The organism is Fervidicoccus fontis Kam940, from assembly GCF_000258425.1.
Taxonomy (GTDB): Archaea; Thermoproteota; Thermoprotei_A; order Sulfolobales; family Fervidicoccaceae; genus Fervidicoccus; species Fervidicoccus fontis.
This window is the reverse complement of the sequence record NC_017461.1, coordinates 314,539-330,534: the sequence shown is the minus strand read 5'-3', so window position 1 is coordinate 330,534 and position 15,996 is coordinate 314,539. Positions and strand designations below refer to the sequence as shown.

At 31.8% G+C, this 15,996-nt stretch carries 14 protein-coding genes; 10 read left to right on the top strand and 4 right to left on the bottom strand.

The features are described from left to right. Positions 1-38 precede the first annotated feature (38 nt). From ppdK to pyk, 4 genes are all read left to right on the top strand, one after another. On the top strand, positions 39-2,798 hold the full coding sequence (gene ppdK / locus FFONT_RS01685) for a pyruvate, phosphate dikinase (RefSeq protein WP_148683503.1): 2,760 nt from the start codon (positions 39-41) through the stop codon (positions 2,796-2,798). A gap of 91 nt (positions 2,799-2,889) precedes the next feature. Next, positions 2,890-3,105: a hypothetical protein gene (locus FFONT_RS01680; protein ID WP_148683502.1), complete on the top strand. Its 216-nt coding sequence runs from the start codon at positions 2,890-2,892 to the stop codon at positions 3,103-3,105. A gap of 50 nt (positions 3,106-3,155) precedes the next feature. Beyond that, a complete protein-coding gene (locus tag FFONT_RS01675; protein WP_014557480.1) occupies positions 3,156-4,016 on the top strand; it encodes a class I SAM-dependent methyltransferase in 861 nt (286 codons plus the stop codon). Between the two features lie 293 nt (positions 4,017-4,309). Then, positions 4,310-5,695, top strand: a complete 1,386-nt coding sequence (gene pyk / locus FFONT_RS01670; protein ID WP_014557479.1) for a pyruvate kinase — start codon at positions 4,310-4,312, stop codon at positions 5,693-5,695. Here pyk and FFONT_RS01665 read toward each other — a convergent pair. Then, the gene (locus FFONT_RS01665; protein ID WP_148683500.1) at positions 5,681-6,841 is read right to left on the bottom strand and encodes an MFS transporter; all 1,161 of its coding nucleotides are present in this window, start codon (positions 6,839-6,841) and stop codon (positions 5,681-5,683) included. The two genes, pyk and FFONT_RS01665, sit on opposite strands and share 15 nt — an antisense overlap. A 147-nt stretch (positions 6,842-6,988) precedes the next feature. Here FFONT_RS01665 and FFONT_RS01660 point away from each other — a divergent pair, with 147 nt between their 5' ends. Further along, positions 6,989-7,558 carry an HD domain-containing protein gene (locus FFONT_RS01660; protein ID WP_014557477.1) on the top strand — a complete coding sequence of 190 codons (570 nt, stop codon included), beginning with the start codon at positions 6,989-6,991 and terminating at the stop codon, positions 7,556-7,558. Here FFONT_RS01660 and FFONT_RS01655 read toward each other — a convergent pair. From FFONT_RS01655 to speD, 3 genes are read right to left on the bottom strand one after another with little or no spacing between them, the layout of a single operon-like run. Next, a complete protein-coding gene (locus FFONT_RS01655) occupies positions 7,541-8,785 on the bottom strand; it encodes a hypothetical protein (protein ID WP_014557476.1) in 1,245 nt (414 codons plus the stop codon). The genes FFONT_RS01660 and FFONT_RS01655 overlap by 18 nt on opposite strands. A 16-nt stretch (positions 8,786-8,801) precedes the next feature. Then, positions 8,802-9,479 carry a CDP-alcohol phosphatidyltransferase family protein gene (locus FFONT_RS01650; RefSeq protein WP_014557475.1) on the bottom strand — a complete coding sequence of 226 codons (678 nt, stop codon included), beginning with the start codon at positions 9,477-9,479 and terminating at the stop codon, positions 8,802-8,804. 31 nt (positions 9,480-9,510) lie between these two features. Next, complete coding sequence (gene speD / locus FFONT_RS01645; protein WP_014557474.1) at positions 9,511-9,903, bottom strand: adenosylmethionine decarboxylase; 393 nt, start codon at positions 9,901-9,903, stop codon at positions 9,511-9,513. A 224-nt stretch (positions 9,904-10,127) separates the two neighbouring features. Between speD and cdd the strand changes: the two genes are divergently transcribed. From cdd to FFONT_RS01620, 5 genes are all read left to right on the top strand, one after another. Beyond that, entirely contained in the window at positions 10,128-10,547 is a 420-nt protein-coding gene (gene cdd, locus FFONT_RS01640; RefSeq protein WP_014557473.1) for a cytidine deaminase, read from the top strand. A 57-nt stretch (positions 10,548-10,604) separates the two neighbouring features. Next, a complete protein-coding gene (locus tag FFONT_RS01635) occupies positions 10,605-11,570 on the top strand; it encodes a nucleotidyltransferase domain-containing protein (RefSeq protein ID WP_014557472.1) in 966 nt (321 codons plus the stop codon). Between the two features lie 14 nt (positions 11,571-11,584). Continuing rightward, a complete protein-coding gene (locus tag FFONT_RS01630) occupies positions 11,585-13,579 on the top strand; it encodes a S16 family serine protease (RefSeq protein WP_158308286.1) in 1,995 nt (664 codons plus the stop codon). Positions 13,580-13,609: 30 nt separating this feature from the next. Further along, entirely contained in the window at positions 13,610-14,530 is a 921-nt protein-coding gene (gene map / locus FFONT_RS01625) for a type II methionyl aminopeptidase (protein WP_014557470.1), read from the top strand. A 284-nt stretch (positions 14,531-14,814) separates the two neighbouring features. Next, complete coding sequence (locus FFONT_RS01620; protein ID WP_014557469.1) at positions 14,815-15,798, top strand: flippase-like domain-containing protein; 984 nt, start codon at positions 14,815-14,817, stop codon at positions 15,796-15,798. The last annotated feature ends 198 nt before the right edge of the window (positions 15,799-15,996 follow it).

Genomic DNA, 15,996 nt, shown 5'->3' with positions numbered 1-15,996 from the left:
CAAAAGAAATAAATCAGAATAGTTAGGTGATTAATAAAATGAGTAAGAAATATGTATATGACTTTGAAGAAGGAGATCCAAAAAATAAGGCGCTCTTTGGAGGCAAAGGAGCAGGACTAGCACTGATGACTCAAGCTGGATTACCAGTTCCTCCCGGATTTACCATTACTACCGATGCTTGTAGAGATTTCTTCCAGCAAAGAAAGCAAGAAATTGATGAAATTGTGAAGCAATTAGAGAAAGGCGTGCCTCCTCAAGTTAGGGATGAGCTTATAAAAAAGCTCTGGGGAATTATAGATACTCTTTCACTTCCGGCGGGATTAATGGATGAAGTTAGGGAACATATGAAGAAGCTCGAAATGAAAAGAGGAAGAAAGTTTGGAGATAAAAATAATCCGTTACTTGTTTCGGTGAGAAGCGGCGCTCCGGTTTCAATGCCAGGTATGATGGATACCGTTTTAAACCTGGGTCTTAACGATGAAACTGTAAAGGGATTAGCACAACAGACAAATAACGAAAGATTTGCTTATGATTCTTATAGAAGATTCCTCCAGCTGTATGGAAAAATTGTCCTTGGAATAGATGATAAAAAGTTTGATGAGACTCTCAATAAAATTAAGCAAAAATACAATGCAAAAAATGATATAGACTTGGACACCAATGCCCTTAAAGAATTAGTTGAAGAATATAAGAAGATTATTCGTGAGGAGAAAGGCGAATTTATCCAAGACTACTGGTACCAATTAGAAATGGCTATTAAAGCAGTATTCAGGTCCTGGATGAACCCGAGAGCTATATTTTATAGAATTGCAAATAAAATAACACCAGAAATTGCAGGTTGTACGGCAGTAACAGTTCAATCTATGGTATTTGGTAATATGGGAATGGATTCAGGTACGGGTGTCGTCTTCTCTAGAAACGTCGCTACTGGAGAAAACGAGATATACGGAGAGTTCTTACCTAATGCTCAAGGAGAAGATGTAGTAGCTGGAATCAGAACACCTATGCATATTAGCGACCTAAAGGAAAGATTTCCCTCCCTTTATCAGGATCTTTATAAGAATTTAAAAATGCTTGAAAAAGTTAATAAAGATGTTCAAGATGTGGAATTTACCGTAGAAAAAGGGAAGCTATTCTTCCTACAAACTAGAGATGCAAAAATGACTCCTCTTGCGAGAGTGAAGACTGCGGTCGATATGGCAAAAGAGGGGATTTTAACAAAAGAAGAAGCTATACTTAAAGTTAAGCCTGAACACGTCCTGCAATTACTGTATCCTAAAGTAGATGAAACTAGTGCTCCAAAGCCTATCGCTAAAGGTCTTGCTGCTTCTCCAGGTGCAGTATATGGACAGGTAGTATTTGATCCTGACGATGCTGTAGAATGGGCTAAGAGAGGAAAAGAAGTAATTTTGGTTAGGGTCGAAACTAAACCTGATGATGTTCACGGATTTTACGCCGCTAAAGGCATTCTTACTAGCAGAGGAGGGATGACCAGTCATGCAGCTGTCGTAGCAAGAGGAATTGGGAAGACCGCAGTTGTTGGTGCAGAAGAAATTCAGATAGACTATGAAAAGAAAGAATTCAGAGTTAATGGAGTAGTGATAAAAGAAGGAGACATAATCACAATAGATGGTAATACAGGTAACGTTTACTTAGGAAAAGTTCCAACAGTCCAACCAAAGGTTGGTGGGGAGTTACAAGAGCTTTTGACTTGGGCAGACCAGGTAAGAGTATTGAAGGTTAAGGCAAATGCTGATGTACCTGAAGATGCAAGAATCGCGAGAGAATATGGCGCGGAGGGTATAGGATTGCTCAGAATCGAAAGAATGTTCAGAAGACCTGAAAGATTAGAAAAACTAAGGAAGGTCATACTATCTGAAACTACGGAAGAAAGAACAGCGGCAATGGAAGAACTTTCCGAAATGATAAAGAAAGACTTCAAGGAAATGTTGAGCATAATGGATGGGTTACCAGTCACGATAAGACTAATAGATCCTCCATTACATGAATTTTTGCCAAAGCCAGAAGAACTACTAAGACAAATTTATGAAGCTAAAATGTCTGGTGCGAGCGAAGATAAGATTAAGGACTTGGAGAAGCTTTACAAGAAGGTAGAAGCTCTTGTTGAAGCGAATCCAATGATGGGACATAGAGGTGTTAGAGTAGGTATAACATTCCCAGAAGTTTATAGGGGATTAACTAGGGCCATACTTGAAGCACAGGCAGAATTGATAAAGGAAGGCAAGAACCCAATTGTCCAAATAATGATCCCTCAGGTAGCAATAGCAGATGAAATAAAGTTTGTAAAAGAAAAAGCCATATTGCCTACTGCTGAGGAAATTCAGAAAAAATATGAAATAAAATTAAACTTCAAAATAGGAACGATGATCGAAACAGTTAGGGGAGCAATAACTGCAGACGAAATTGCAAAGAATGTTGAATTCTTTAGCTTTGGCACGAATGACTTAACGCAGGCAACTTTCAGCTTCAGCAGAGACGATGTTGAGAATAAATTCTTGCCAAAGTATCTTGAGCTGGAAATACTCAAGAACAATCCATTCGAAGTAATAGACGAAAAAGGAGTAGGAGAGCTCGTTAAAATAGCTGTGCAAAAAGGAAGGAGTGTTAACCCAAACATTGAAATTGGCGTCTGCGGTGAGCATGGAGGCGATCCTACATCGATAGAATTCTTCCATAAAATAGGAGGAATAGATTACGTCAGTGCATCTCCATTTAGAATATTGGTTGCAAGACTTGCTGCCGCGCACGCTGCAATAAAAAATAAAAAATCTTTATAAGCTTTTATTTTTTAATTCTACTAACGATTAAGGTTTTAATCAAAAGAATTTAATATTATTATAGACTTCTAGAAAAAGTAGGAGATGCGATATGCAAATGCAGACTGGGGAAGGAATACAATGTCCGAAATGTAAAACTATAATGGAATATTCGATAGAGACAGAAAAATTTACAGATGGAACGAAGAGAATAAAAAGCTTCTATAAATGTCCAGTCTGTAACTACAAAGTAAATGACCAGCAAATTAGCGTGTCAAAAGTTGATGGAACAGAAAAACTGATAATTAAGATAGAAAAGTTTTTCTAACATAAATTTTTACCATTCTTGTTATTGTTAATATTATCAGGTGGATTTTTTTGAGGAATGATGTCATAAGTGATATTTTGAAAGAATTGAATATCAATGAAAAAATTGAAGCTTCTATTGATTTGATAGGAGATATAGCAGTGATAAAATCTCCGGTCTGGATTAAAAATTATGAGCTAGAAATTTTTAAAAAGATTGCAGAAAAATTGGCATCAAGAATGCCATATGTTAAGAGTATATGGCTCACCGAAACGCCCATATATGGCATTGAACGGACAAGGAAATATATTCATCTTTATGGCGAAAGGAAAACAGTAACTATATATAAAGAACATGATTGCTCTTTTTATGTTGATATAGAAAAAAGTTATATTTCTCCAAGGTTAAGCTATGAGCATATCCGTATTGCAAAGCTTGTAAAGGACAACGAAATAATAATAAATATGTTTTCGGGCATAGGAGGTTTTAGTATTGTAATTGCCAAGTATTCAAATCCAAAAATAATATATTCGATTGATATTAATCCTTTTTCTGTTGAATTACAAAAGAAAAATGTGGAATTGAACAACTTAACTGAAAAAATAATAGTGTTGCTCGGAGATGCAAGAGAGATTATGACAAGAGATCTAAAAAATACCGCCGATAGAGTTCTTTTGCCTCTTCCAAATATTGACAGTAGCTTTTATAATGCTGCACTGACATCTTTAAGAAATCCGTATGGCTTTCTACACATTTATGAATTCGAAAAATATGATGGTAAAAAAGAGTGCGCAATAAATAAAGCTTACGAAAAAGTAAAAGAAAAATTTTTAAGCTTAGGGTGGAAGTCAGAGCTAATTTTCGGAAGGATTGTAAGAACTGTAGGACCTAGAAAGGCACAAGTGGTCCTTGACGTATATACATATCGTTAGTTTCTTTGAAATTAATATCTGAAAGCTTTACTGTATAAGGCAGGAATGGTTTTTAAGCTCTTCTTGCCTCATTTTTTTGATTGAGAATGAGTAATTAAAATAGCATGCGTTCTGATGAAAAAAGTATAAAATCTGAAAAGTAAATCAAGATAAATAAGTGAAGTTCTCGAATAAGTTTTATAAAAACTTAAAAGTTTTTTTAATTATAATAAGATTTTAATATGATGATATAACGACACAGAGCAGTATTGCAATGAAGAAGTGGAGCGACTCTGATTATCCAGGTGGTCAGTTTGGAAAACAAAACAAAAATAATTGTTACTATGGGACCTTCGATCGAAAAATATGAAGTTCTTTTGTCATTAGTCAAAGAAGGTGCAAGAGGTTTTAGAATTAACTTCAGTCATGGGGATCCTAGCCAATGGTATAATTACATAAATAACTTGAAAAGCGTCGAAAAAGAATTAAGCATTCCACTTGGTATAATTGGAGACCTTCAAGGACCAAATATTAGAATTGGGCAACTTATAAATCAGATTAATTTAAAAAAAGATGATATTGTCCAATTCTTTTATGGAAACAAATCCGAAACGAACGATATCCCACTACCATATGAGGAGTTCTTCAAGACAGTTGAAAGGGGAGATGTGATTCAGCTGGCTGATGGTGCTATACAACTAATTGTTTTAGAAACTTCTCCCAAATCTTTTATTGCTAAGACTATAGCTGGAGGAGTTATAACTTCCAGGAAATCAATTTCTATAAAAGATAAAGATATAGAAATTCCATATGTTACAGAAAAAGATGAAAGAGATATAGAATTTGCATGTAACAATGATTTTTCACATTTGATGGCAAGCTTTGTTGAATCAAAAGATAATATTTTTCAGTTAAAAGAACTCCTTAATAAAAAGTGCAATAAACAACTAAACATATTAGCAAAAATCGAGACGAAAAGAGGAGTATATAATGTAGAGGAAATACTAAAAGTGGCCGACGGAATAGTTGTAGCAAGAGGTGATCTTGGGACACATTTTCCAATGGAAACTTTGCCAACTATCCAAAAAGATTTAATAAGCAAATCTATTGTACAAGGCAAGCCATCAATTGTTGCAACTCAACTTTTATCATCTATGCTCAATTCTCCTATACCAACTAGAAGTGAAATTGTCGATATCTATAATGCTGTCCAAGAAAGTGCAAATGCTTTAATGCTTACAAATGAAACTTCTATTGGAAATTATCCTATCGATGCTGTCAGATGGTTAAAAAAAGTCATTATAGAAGCCGAAAAAAACTCCGCTATAGTCTACCCAGTAAAGCCTATTGAAAATTCTTTAGCCCATAGATTTGCTTTGGGAATTTCGGAATTTTCTAGGCAATTAAATGCAAAGATTTCCGTCTATACAAAATCTGGACTAACAGCTCAGAATATATCGTTATATAGACCTTATGGAATCATATACGCTGGGGTCCCAGATATGCATACAGCAAGAAAACTATCAATTATATGGGGAGTTGAACCTTACGTCTTGGCTGCTGATAGTTATGAAAATGGCCTTGAAAAAATCCGTAAAGTCTTAATTTCAGAAGGAAAACTATCCAAAGGAGATACGTTAATTGAAACTTATAGATTTAAGGAAGGGGAAGTCCACACAATAAAGCTAGTTACGGTTTGAACTTTTGACTAGAAAAATTAAGTATATGGAAGGAATTAATAATAATATAGAATCTATGATTAATAGCGTTTGATAGCTCGAATGATAAAAAACTAAAGATAATGAAAGATTAATTATTCCCCCTAATGAAACAGCAGTCGTAAAAAGTCCGGATGCTGTCGAATGAAAAGTAGTTTTTATCATTCTACCTAAAACATAGTAACTAGACGTTTCAAAAAATGGATATATGGGCAGTAACCACAGTAATATAGTCAAAGTGCTATTGGCTTTTTCCATTAATAACGCTAATATCAAATATGAAAAGAAAGATGAAAAAGTTACTTTATAAGGATGAATTTTCTCTATTGCTTTACCAGCAATCAGTCTAGCTATACTACTCAAGAGACCTGTTATCGTATTATAAAATATTCCATATAGTAAAATGTTATTAACTGAAATAAAAAGCCTTAGCGACATAATACTGTTAAGCATATAAAATCCGGCAGATCCTAATATAAGAGGAAACAAAAAAGGTATGGCCTTTTTAATTTCATTTTTGAAGTCAGTCAAAGTTACAGTTGGATCTTGATATTCTTTTTCATTATAAGATATTACGGTAATTACTGATGCAATAATTATTAAAATAGCAGCTATTATATAAAGAATATTTAAATTCCATAAGTTTAATATTAGACCAGGAAGTATCCCTCCCAAGCTCCATCCAAAAGAATTAAAAAACAAAAACTTGCTAAGGGAATAGCCTGAGCCCTTACTTTTGCTTATTGAAATGCCAAAAATTATTGGATAAAACATCGTATAAAAGCTCATAAACAAAAATACAAAGATTGGTAACTGTGATAGTTGAACTTTGCTCAATAAAATAAGAAAAATTGACGACATTAGTCCAGAAAAAAAGATTATCTTTTTTCTGCCTATTTTATCACTAATTCCTCCTGCGAATACAGAAAAAATTCCGGGAATTGTTTCCATAGCTGCTATTAAAGTTAAAAAAGAATAAGCATTGTAATTTTCCATTCCAATATTAGTTCTTATTGTTACTATATATGTTCCAAAAGCAAGTCCTTCGATAAACATTACAACGTAAAAAGGATCCATTCTTATCTTTTTGCTTAGATCTTTAAAAATTTCTACCCACCTTATATTCAAAGCATTTTTAAGTTTTAAAATATACGCTTTTCTGGATAATTCCAATATTTTTAAAAATTTAACTCTAAATAAATTTAATAACAATGAAAATTATCGCTTAATAAAAAATATTTATTTTAAATTAATTTTAAATTAAGGCTGAAAAATATGAACAAAAATAGCAATTTTTCACGAATCAACAATTGCATAGATGCTTTAAAAAAACTTGCAAGGACAGGCTGGATGCAAAGGGGAATCCCCCCATCGATTACAGAAACGGTTGCATCCCATTCATTTGAAAGCGCTACGATTGCAGGAGTTATATCAAATATCTTAATTAATCATGGTTACAATATCAATATGGAAAAAACTATATCAATGAGTTTATTTCACGATTTCTCAGAATGCATAATTGGAGATATAACTTTGTTTGCAAAAGAGAACTTATTAGGAGATGAAAAGAAGAAAGCATTAGAACTGCAAATATTTTCAGATATTTTTAAAGGATATAACAAAATATTAGAGATCTATGAAGAATATTCGATTGGCAAAACCTTAGAAGCAAAAATTGTAAAATTATCTGACCGGTTATCTACTTGTATTCAAGCTCAACGTTTTTATGATAATGGATATGAAAATGTTAAAGACATCATTGTCAATACAAAAAGAGAAGTCGATGAAATACTAAAAGAGTTCGATAGTGAAATAAGAAAAGATATTCTAAACCTTTGTCAATAGAATGTCCATTTTTGAAATAAGTTCACCTTCAATTGAATGTTTTTCTTTTCTCAGTTTATCTAAATCTCTCGAATTCAAGTAACTTTTTTTATTTATATATATCCCTTTTATATTGAAAAGGTTGCTATTAAAAATTGCTCTTTCGAAATTTAAATCTCCCCAATTTATATTGTCAATGAGCACTAAATCTGGCTCGCATCCATCTTTTATACAATATTTTTCACTAGATATTAATTGCCAACCATTCCATAACATATTTATAACATCATTCCATTTTATTGCCCGTGAAGAATAGAAGAACCTTTGAAGAATAAAAAATATAAATAAATTTGTCACTAAATTTTGAAAAAGGCCTTCAAAAAAGTAATCAGTCCCAATAATTATTTTATCAGTTAGTTTATCTTTCATAAATTCCGCAATCGGCAATACGCTTCCTATTCCTAGATATGATGACATTACAGGAGAATTTTCTAAGAAGATATCTTTTTCTTTCATAAGCTCAATTTCAGTATTGGTAATCCAATTTACATTTGATATAATTATTTTTCCTTTTATTAGATTCATTTTCGCTAGAGACAGTATAGGAGTATTCCCTGTAGTTTTTAACATACTTAGATATTCCAAATGAGAATTGGGAAGTCTATAATTTATTGTTACTTTGTTATCATAATTTTCTATAAAATTTTTTAGATGTTCTAACTTTAAATTCTTATTTAAGTAGACATTCAAAACTATGTTCTTTAAATATGCATAATTATTAATTTCATTTTTATCAATTATGTTTTCTCCATATATAATAGGACCACAAAGTGTCTTAAAGCCAAATTTGCTAGAATGTTCTATTACATGGGAACATTTCAATCCGATGTGTATAGTTCCTGTTACAGCTCCTAGAAGGGATTCAATAATATTTCTTCTTATTGCTAACTCTAATAATTCTTTAGAAATCTTTGATTCTCCTCTTAACAAATAAGAGTTATCAAAATATATGTTATCAATAATGTTCTCGGAATTTTTCATATATATGTTTAAATCTAATCCGCCATTAAAAAAAGACTGTATAACTACACCATTTTTGCAATCTATTACTCTTCCTGTCTTTTTTATTTTTTCATAATGTAAGCTTCCCTGTTCATCAATAAATATTTCACTAGTTCGCAACAATGTAGGTTTCTTTTCGTATACCCCAACAATTCCTTTTATATTTTTAAAAAGAATTTCTTCCATCTTTTAGACCTTTAAATTATTTCTCTCTTAAAAAGAAATTTTTATTACGAAGCAAAGGTATCCAACCAAAAAGTGCATATATAATAAAAATATAAAATAGTAATTCGAACAAAATTTCTAATTTAGAATATGGAATGATTGAAAGAAATAACGGAACTATAATCCTTATTTGCCAAAAAGTTCCTTTTGTTTCATTTGGAGATAATGTTCTTATTCTTCTAAAATATTTTATTGGAAATAATGAAGCAATGACCAAAACAAGCATGAGATAATAAGGCAACGCAATGCCCGATAAATAGCTGGATAAAATGACAAATGTGTGAACAAAAAGAGGAAGACCTAAAAAATATTCCTTACTTGGTGTTCGTCGTATGATCCTCCAAAAGCTGAGCGTAATTATAGAGGCTGAGTAGAACATGCTCCCTACATTCCAATTTTGCATGTAGCAATAAATTATCGACGGAGCAATTACTTGGTAAACCCTATCAAAAACTCTATCTAAAAGCTCGCCGCTTTCGCTCATAGCATTAAGTTTTCTTGCTAGAAGACCGTCAAGTACATCCAAAGACAATGATAGAAAAATTAATCTAATAGATAATTCGGTTTCTCCTCTAATCGCTAACAATAATGCAAAGGATCCAACTAATCCATTAATGACTGTGACCAAATTAGGTAGATCTTTTCTATTTATCATAAAAATCACAAAAAATAAAAAAAAGTTAAAACTATGCAAGACTTCTGTCTGCTTCTCCGTATTCAACTTCTTCTGCTTCTAGTTCTCTTGCTATATATTCAAAAGCAGCTTTCGGATTTGTATGCGTTCCACAGCTGTAAACATCTACAGTTGCAAAATTATATTCTGGCCATGTATGTACGGTAATATGGCTTTCTAGTATAACTGCAACTACAGAAACTCCTTCGCCTATTTTCCATGATCTTAAGTCCAACATCGTCATCTTCCCAATCTTAGCAGCATTTGCTACTATGTTTTTAAGCTCTCCTTCATCGGAGAGCTTAGCCCTGTTGCAATTCTTAAGGTTTCCATATATATGGCTTCCATATACTTTTACGCTTACATTTTCTCTTATATTTTCTTTGATTAATAATCCAGACTCCATAGCTAAAACACCGATAAATAATGCGAAAAAGGAAAATTTAAATATAACCCCTCAGTTCTAGCGAAAACTCAATAAATAAATATGTTAATTTAGCTATATGGTAATACCCCCTCAATATAAATTTTACTGTTGCATAATTGATTATTTATACATTTTAAATGTTCATATAAAATTTATATAATGGAAATAAAATTTTTATTCGGTCTTAATTATTATTAAATAAGGTGAAAGCCATTTCCGAGAAAATTAATTTAGAAAAGCTATTAGCTATAGCAAAAGATATAATTAAAAACTCGTATTCTCCTTATTCTCATTTTCCAGTTGCCGCAGTGGTAAAAACTAAAAAAGGAAACATTTATACAGGTGTAAATATAGAAAACGCAAGCTACGGACTTTCCATTTGTGCTGAAAGAGTTGCAATATTTAAAGCTGTTTCCGAAGGAGATAGGGAAATAGAGATTTTATTAGTATACACACCTACCAAACAACACATATATCCATGCGGCGCTTGCAGACAGGTGATTTTAGAATTTAATCCAAACGCTTTAGTAATTATTGCTAATAAAGATGGAATATTTAAATCAGCACGAATTAAAGACCTCTTACCGATGAGCTTTTCAAAAAGATCTCTTAGAAGTTTATAAGATTACAGATAAAATCTCGATTCTTTAATTAAATTTTCTTTACAATGGCGAGGTAAAATGTTTATAGACCATGACCTAATAATCGATAAGTATGGAACTATTTATCAAGTAATGGGCTACTATCATCCGATAGGAATCATTTATGCGTTTAAAAAATACAAATTAAGTGCATTTCCTTCAATATGGGGAAGTGAACCAAATTTCTATATGAGAATATTTAGGGAATATTCCCCGGAAATCGCACATAAAGGGTTTAAAACTATATACGATCCGAACCTTAAGACATTCCTTCCGTATGTAAACTTTATTGATATAAAATTTCATATTGATCCGGGTAAGAGCATCGAAAGGTTATTGAGAAAAACCAGAGATAGCTTAGAAAAAACTGCTTTAGAATTAATATTAAAACTTGAAGAAAATGGAATAAAATTAGATTCTATAGGCATAGGAGGAAGCATAGCACTTGGTATTCACAACCCAAATGTAAGTGATATAGATGTAATTATATATGATTCTAAAAGTCTCAAAGTCATTGAACAATCCAATATTATAGAACCTTATAAAAATAATGAGCTTGAAAATTGGTTTATAAAAAATTCAGTTCGTTTGTCAGTACCTGTTAAATATATTTATGATTCATATGAACCGAAAAGAAGGGGAAAATATAAAGGATATGATGTTTCTTTAATACCGGTCAATAGAAATATGCCGAAAGGTATCTTTAAAGTTGATGGAAAATATGCAGGAATTTTTGATTTTATCGCAGAATCTGCCAAAATAAGTGAACTAAGTTATTTTTATCCTCATGTAGTCGACTTAACAATAAAGAAAGTTATAAAGGGAAGTAAAAGTATTGAAGGAAAAAATTGCAAGCTAATAGTCTATGAATCATTATTCTTCAACATTCTAAAAAAATTCAATCTATTTAAAATAAGAGCAAAAACATATATAAGCAAAAAAGAAAATATAACTGCAATTGTTGGAATCAGAGAAGCTCATACATATATATATAAATTAAAATGACGAGGGTGATTTTTTTGAATTTTTTTGAAAAAGCTTTCGGGATCGTGATTCTTTTATTTATTTCTCTTAACTCCAGCATTTTAATTCCCAACGCAAGCTCTATAGAAACGTTTAATTATAATTATTTAACTAAAGTGTCACTGCCAGCATTAGCAGTAACTTCTAGCAATACTGGAGTAGTCACAAATCTAACTGTAACTGTGGCATACCCTGGAACAGGAGAAGTATACTTTTCCGCAGATCCTGCGACTGAAATAGACACACAATCTGCAGCAAGGATCGCTGTTCTCGTGGCAACAAGCATTTTGGGAATTGACTATAAAAAATATGATTACTTCATTTCAATAAAATCTCCCAGCTATATTGTAGGAGGACCTAGTGCAGGTGCTATTATGACGATTGGAATAATATCGGCTTTATTAAATCTTACTCCTAATACCAATGTTGCAATGACGGGAATGATAAACCCTGATGGGACAATTGGTCCAGTAGGCGGTATACCAGAAAAATTACAAGCTGCAGCGGAGGCTGGATACAAGATCTTTTTGATTCCAGTAGGGCAGGAAATTGTAACTGAGGAAAAGACCGTAGAGCAATCAACTCCTTTTGGGACGATAATAAGATATGTGCCTCAGCAAATTAATGTTACAGAACTAGGCGAGAAACTTGGTGTAAAGGTTATAGAAGTATCAACTATACAACAGGCTATGACTTATTTCTTTAACAATGTTACTTTACAACCAGGATATTTTGGCTTTAATTTAACTTTCCCTCCAGAAGTTGTCCAATATTTTTATAATTGGAAAGCTCAACTTGAGCAAATTTACAATATAACGATGAAACAGGTGACCGATTTATTAAAAAGCGGAGTTTATTCTAGCAATTTGATAAGTTATGTAAATCAGTACATAAATACTAGCACATCTCTTTATAGCAACGCTCAAATACTTTGGAGCAATAAACAATACTATAGTGCACTTTCTAATATATATCAGAGTGACATAATCTTAGATGGGCTTTATATTATTCTCACTACTTCTACAAATCAGACGAACATTTTTACTTATATTACCCAGATAAATCAAACGTATAATTCACTCCTTTCTGAAATTAAAAAAGTGAATATTACTACAATTACTGGAATGGAAGGCTATATCGCATCGCTTGATAGATTAAACACTGCTAATCAATCTCTTAATGCAGCTGCTAGTTCGGTAGTTTCTTACTATAATCCATCTCAAATGACCTATGTGTATACTTTGCAAGATCCTTTTGATTTAGCAATTGCAAATATGAGTGTAATTTCAGCGAGGAATTGGTTAAGTCTTTCAAATGTATCATCTGAACCTATTACTTCTTCAACTTTATATTATGTTGCTGACTATTATACTCAATATGCAAAATCGGTATATACATACTATCAAAGCTTAGCTAATGATGTTGGTGTATCTACCGATCTTGATTTAATTTCTAACGAGTGCAATAATGCTTTGAACTACTTTTATAGTGGCGACTATCCAGCTGCGATCTACTACAGTATAGAAGTAATTGCCACTAGCACTAAAGATATTCATGTGATTTTTGATACCGATATGTTAGAATATATAATTGCAGAAATTAATAACGCAGCTAATATATTAAATAATTCTTCATACAAAAGCTTGATCTCAATTGCATATTTACAACAAGTTCAAAATCTGCTTTCCCAATATAATCAAACCAAGGACTCTTCTTACCTTACTAGTGCAATATCTCTGGCCGTAGAAAGTTCTATTTATGCATCCTTATTCTCAATGCTAAGCGGAATTAACATGTCGAACATAACAATTCAAACACAACCACAAACTTTAAGTACAACAGGCTCTCAAACTAGTTCTTCAACGATGTCAACTACTATGATTCCAAATGCATATATCATTTTGATTATTGTTATTGTGATTATCGTGTTTGTCATTGCTGGAGCATATGCTCTAAATAAAAAGAAAGAAAAAGAACCATCTTCTACTTAATAATTTTTAGCTTTTAGCGTGTGAGGAGTTATGGAGGAAGAAGAGATTCAATCATATATTAATGCGGGAAAAATTTCCATAGAAGCGAAAAAATATGCGAGAAGCATAGCTAAGCCGGGGATGACTTTTTTCGAACTTGCAGAAAAGATTGAAGGAAAAATCCAAGAGCTAGGAGGAAAATTAGCTTTTCCCTGTAATCTTAGCTTTGGTCATGTAGCGGCGCATTATTCTCCTCTTTTAGATTCTGAAGATATAATACCGGAAAATGGAATATTGAAAATAGACCTTGGTGTGCATGTAAATGGATTTATTGCCGATACTGCTTTTAGCATAGATTTTTCAGGTGAAAATGAAAATCTCCTAATGGCTTCAAAAGAAGCATTAGAGAGGGCAATTGATATTATAAGACCGGGAATAAAGATATCTGAAATAAGTGAGATAATAGAAAAAACAATAATAAGTTATGAAGCAAAGCCTATAAGGAACTTAACTGGTCATGAATTGCAAAATTATAAATTGCACAGTGGTCTTGTTATTCCAAATACAAAAAATTTACTTGTAAGCGGAAGATTAAAGCCGAATATTGCAATAGCAATTGAACCTTTTGCTACGAATGGTGCAGGAGTAGTTATAGATAGTAACTTCACTGCTATTTATTCATTAAATTTAAAATCACCTCATGAAACGAAAAAGCTAGAACCTACCCTAAGAGATTTTTATAGATATATATTTGATGAATTTAAGGAGCTTCCATTTAATGAAAGATACTTTAAAAATTACATTGATAAAAATACCTTCAGAAAAAATATAGCAACACTAGTTTCAAAGAAGTTAGCTATCGGATATCCAATGCTGATTGAGTCTGGAAATGGGGAAGTTGCCCAATTTGAAGAAAGCATTCTAATTTTGGAAAAGGAGGTAATACCATATACAAAAGAAAAAAGATATTAAAATTTAAAAATTAGCATTTCAATAATCTGACCTCTTCCCTGCCATAAAGGGCAAGGCTTTCAGTTGTAAACATATTTAGCTAAACTTTAAGATAGAAGACATAGAGCGTGGTGAAAAGCTTAAAGGCGATTCTCTTCTTATTTCTTCTCTTTTCACAATTGGAAAATTTTCTTAAATAAATTTTGAAAAAAAGCTGTATATTCGAAACAAAATATTTTTTAATTTTTAATTTTATGCTAAATATAGAGCAAATAAGCAATTAAGTAAAAATTGAGGTTAATCCCTTGGAAAAAGTAAAAAACAACATAATTTGGGTAGTTGCTGTTTCCAGCATCTTTGTCGTTGTAGCGATTTATACTATTTTGATAAAAATGTTTCGCTTAAATTTTATTTATCTAATTTTAGAAGATCCTACAGGTTTTCTCCTTTCTACATTACTAATATTTATCGCAGAAACAATGAAGATCTTTAGGCTAAGGTTTATATTTAATAAATTAAAGGTGAAAGTTTCACTAAAAACACTTTTTCTTTCGAGATTTATGGGGGACTTTATGGGATTGATAACTGTATCTAATATAGGTTCTGAACCGACTAGAATTGCCACGATTGTTTCATTAGAAGGTATTCCGATACAGATAGCAATTTCATCTGGATTGCTGGAAACTTTTTATGACTCAATAATTTTAACTGCGATTGCATTTGTGGGCTCTATTGTCTTTTTTCCAACATCAATTTTAGTCTTAATTTCAACACTTATTACAATTTCCTTGTGGTTGTTTATATTTTTAGGTTTTGTTTTAAAAGAAAATATTCTTGTAAAAATTGTTGGGAAACTTTTCAAAAAAAGATTGACTCCAAAAATATTTGGCATATTTTTAGAAAAATATAAAGATTTTAGAGATTTGGTTAAAAAGGGAATAAGCAGTGAGATTAACAAAGGAGCAATATTATATACAATTTTTATTATTATTATATATGTATTTAGCTTTTTAGTTCTAGATCCAAGTTATGATTTAAGCTTAATAAACGTTATTAATGGATTATTTGCATACTCTATGAGTTACTCGGTACAATTGTATCCCACACCTGGAGGAAGCGGTTTTTTTGAATATGCACTGATAATTTCTACTGGAGTTGCAAACGCGATGATTTGGAGGCTTTCCTATATCTTTGTTTCTATAATACCTGCAGCTTTTTCAATGGTGTTTTTCGTCAAGCTAAGAAGTATATTTAAAGAGAATTTTAAAAGATCTCTTGAGTATGTATGATCGTTATTTAATATTTTGGAAAATGATCACTATCTTATATTTTTTAATCAATTGAGATTTTATAAGATTTGAAAAATTCTCTTTGCGGGTTCAGAAAAGATTAACTTAAAATTTTTCAAAAATATTATCTTACTATATCTTTTAAGATAAACAGAAATATCTGAACAAATTCGGTAAACTAATTTTACGCCTTAATTA

Excerpts from the sequence above, each read along its gene's own strand:
- FFONT_RS01680 (WP_148683502.1), top strand. The coding sequence starts at position 2,890 with ATGCAAATGCAGACTGGGGAAGGAATACAATGTCCGAAATGTAAAACT.
- FFONT_RS01655 (WP_014557476.1), bottom strand. The coding sequence starts at position 8,785 with ATGGAAGAAATTCTTTTTAAAAATATAAAAGGAATTGTTGGGGTATAC.
- map (WP_014557470.1), top strand. The coding sequence starts at position 13,610 with ATGGAGGAAGAAGAGATTCAATCATATATTAATGCGGGAAAAATTTCC.
- FFONT_RS01660 (WP_014557477.1), top strand. The coding sequence starts at position 6,989 with ATGAACAAAAATAGCAATTTTTCACGAATCAACAATTGCATAGATGCT.
- FFONT_RS01650 (WP_014557475.1), bottom strand. The coding sequence starts at position 9,479 with ATGATAAATAGAAAAGATCTACCTAATTTGGTCACAGTCATTAATGGA.
- speD (WP_014557474.1), bottom strand. The coding sequence starts at position 9,903 with ATGGAGTCTGGATTATTAATCAAAGAAAATATAAGAGAAAATGTAAGC.
- ppdK (WP_148683503.1), top strand. The coding sequence starts at position 39 with ATGAGTAAGAAATATGTATATGACTTTGAAGAAGGAGATCCAAAAAAT.
- FFONT_RS01635 (WP_014557472.1), top strand. The coding sequence starts at position 10,605 with ATGTTTATAGACCATGACCTAATAATCGATAAGTATGGAACTATTTAT.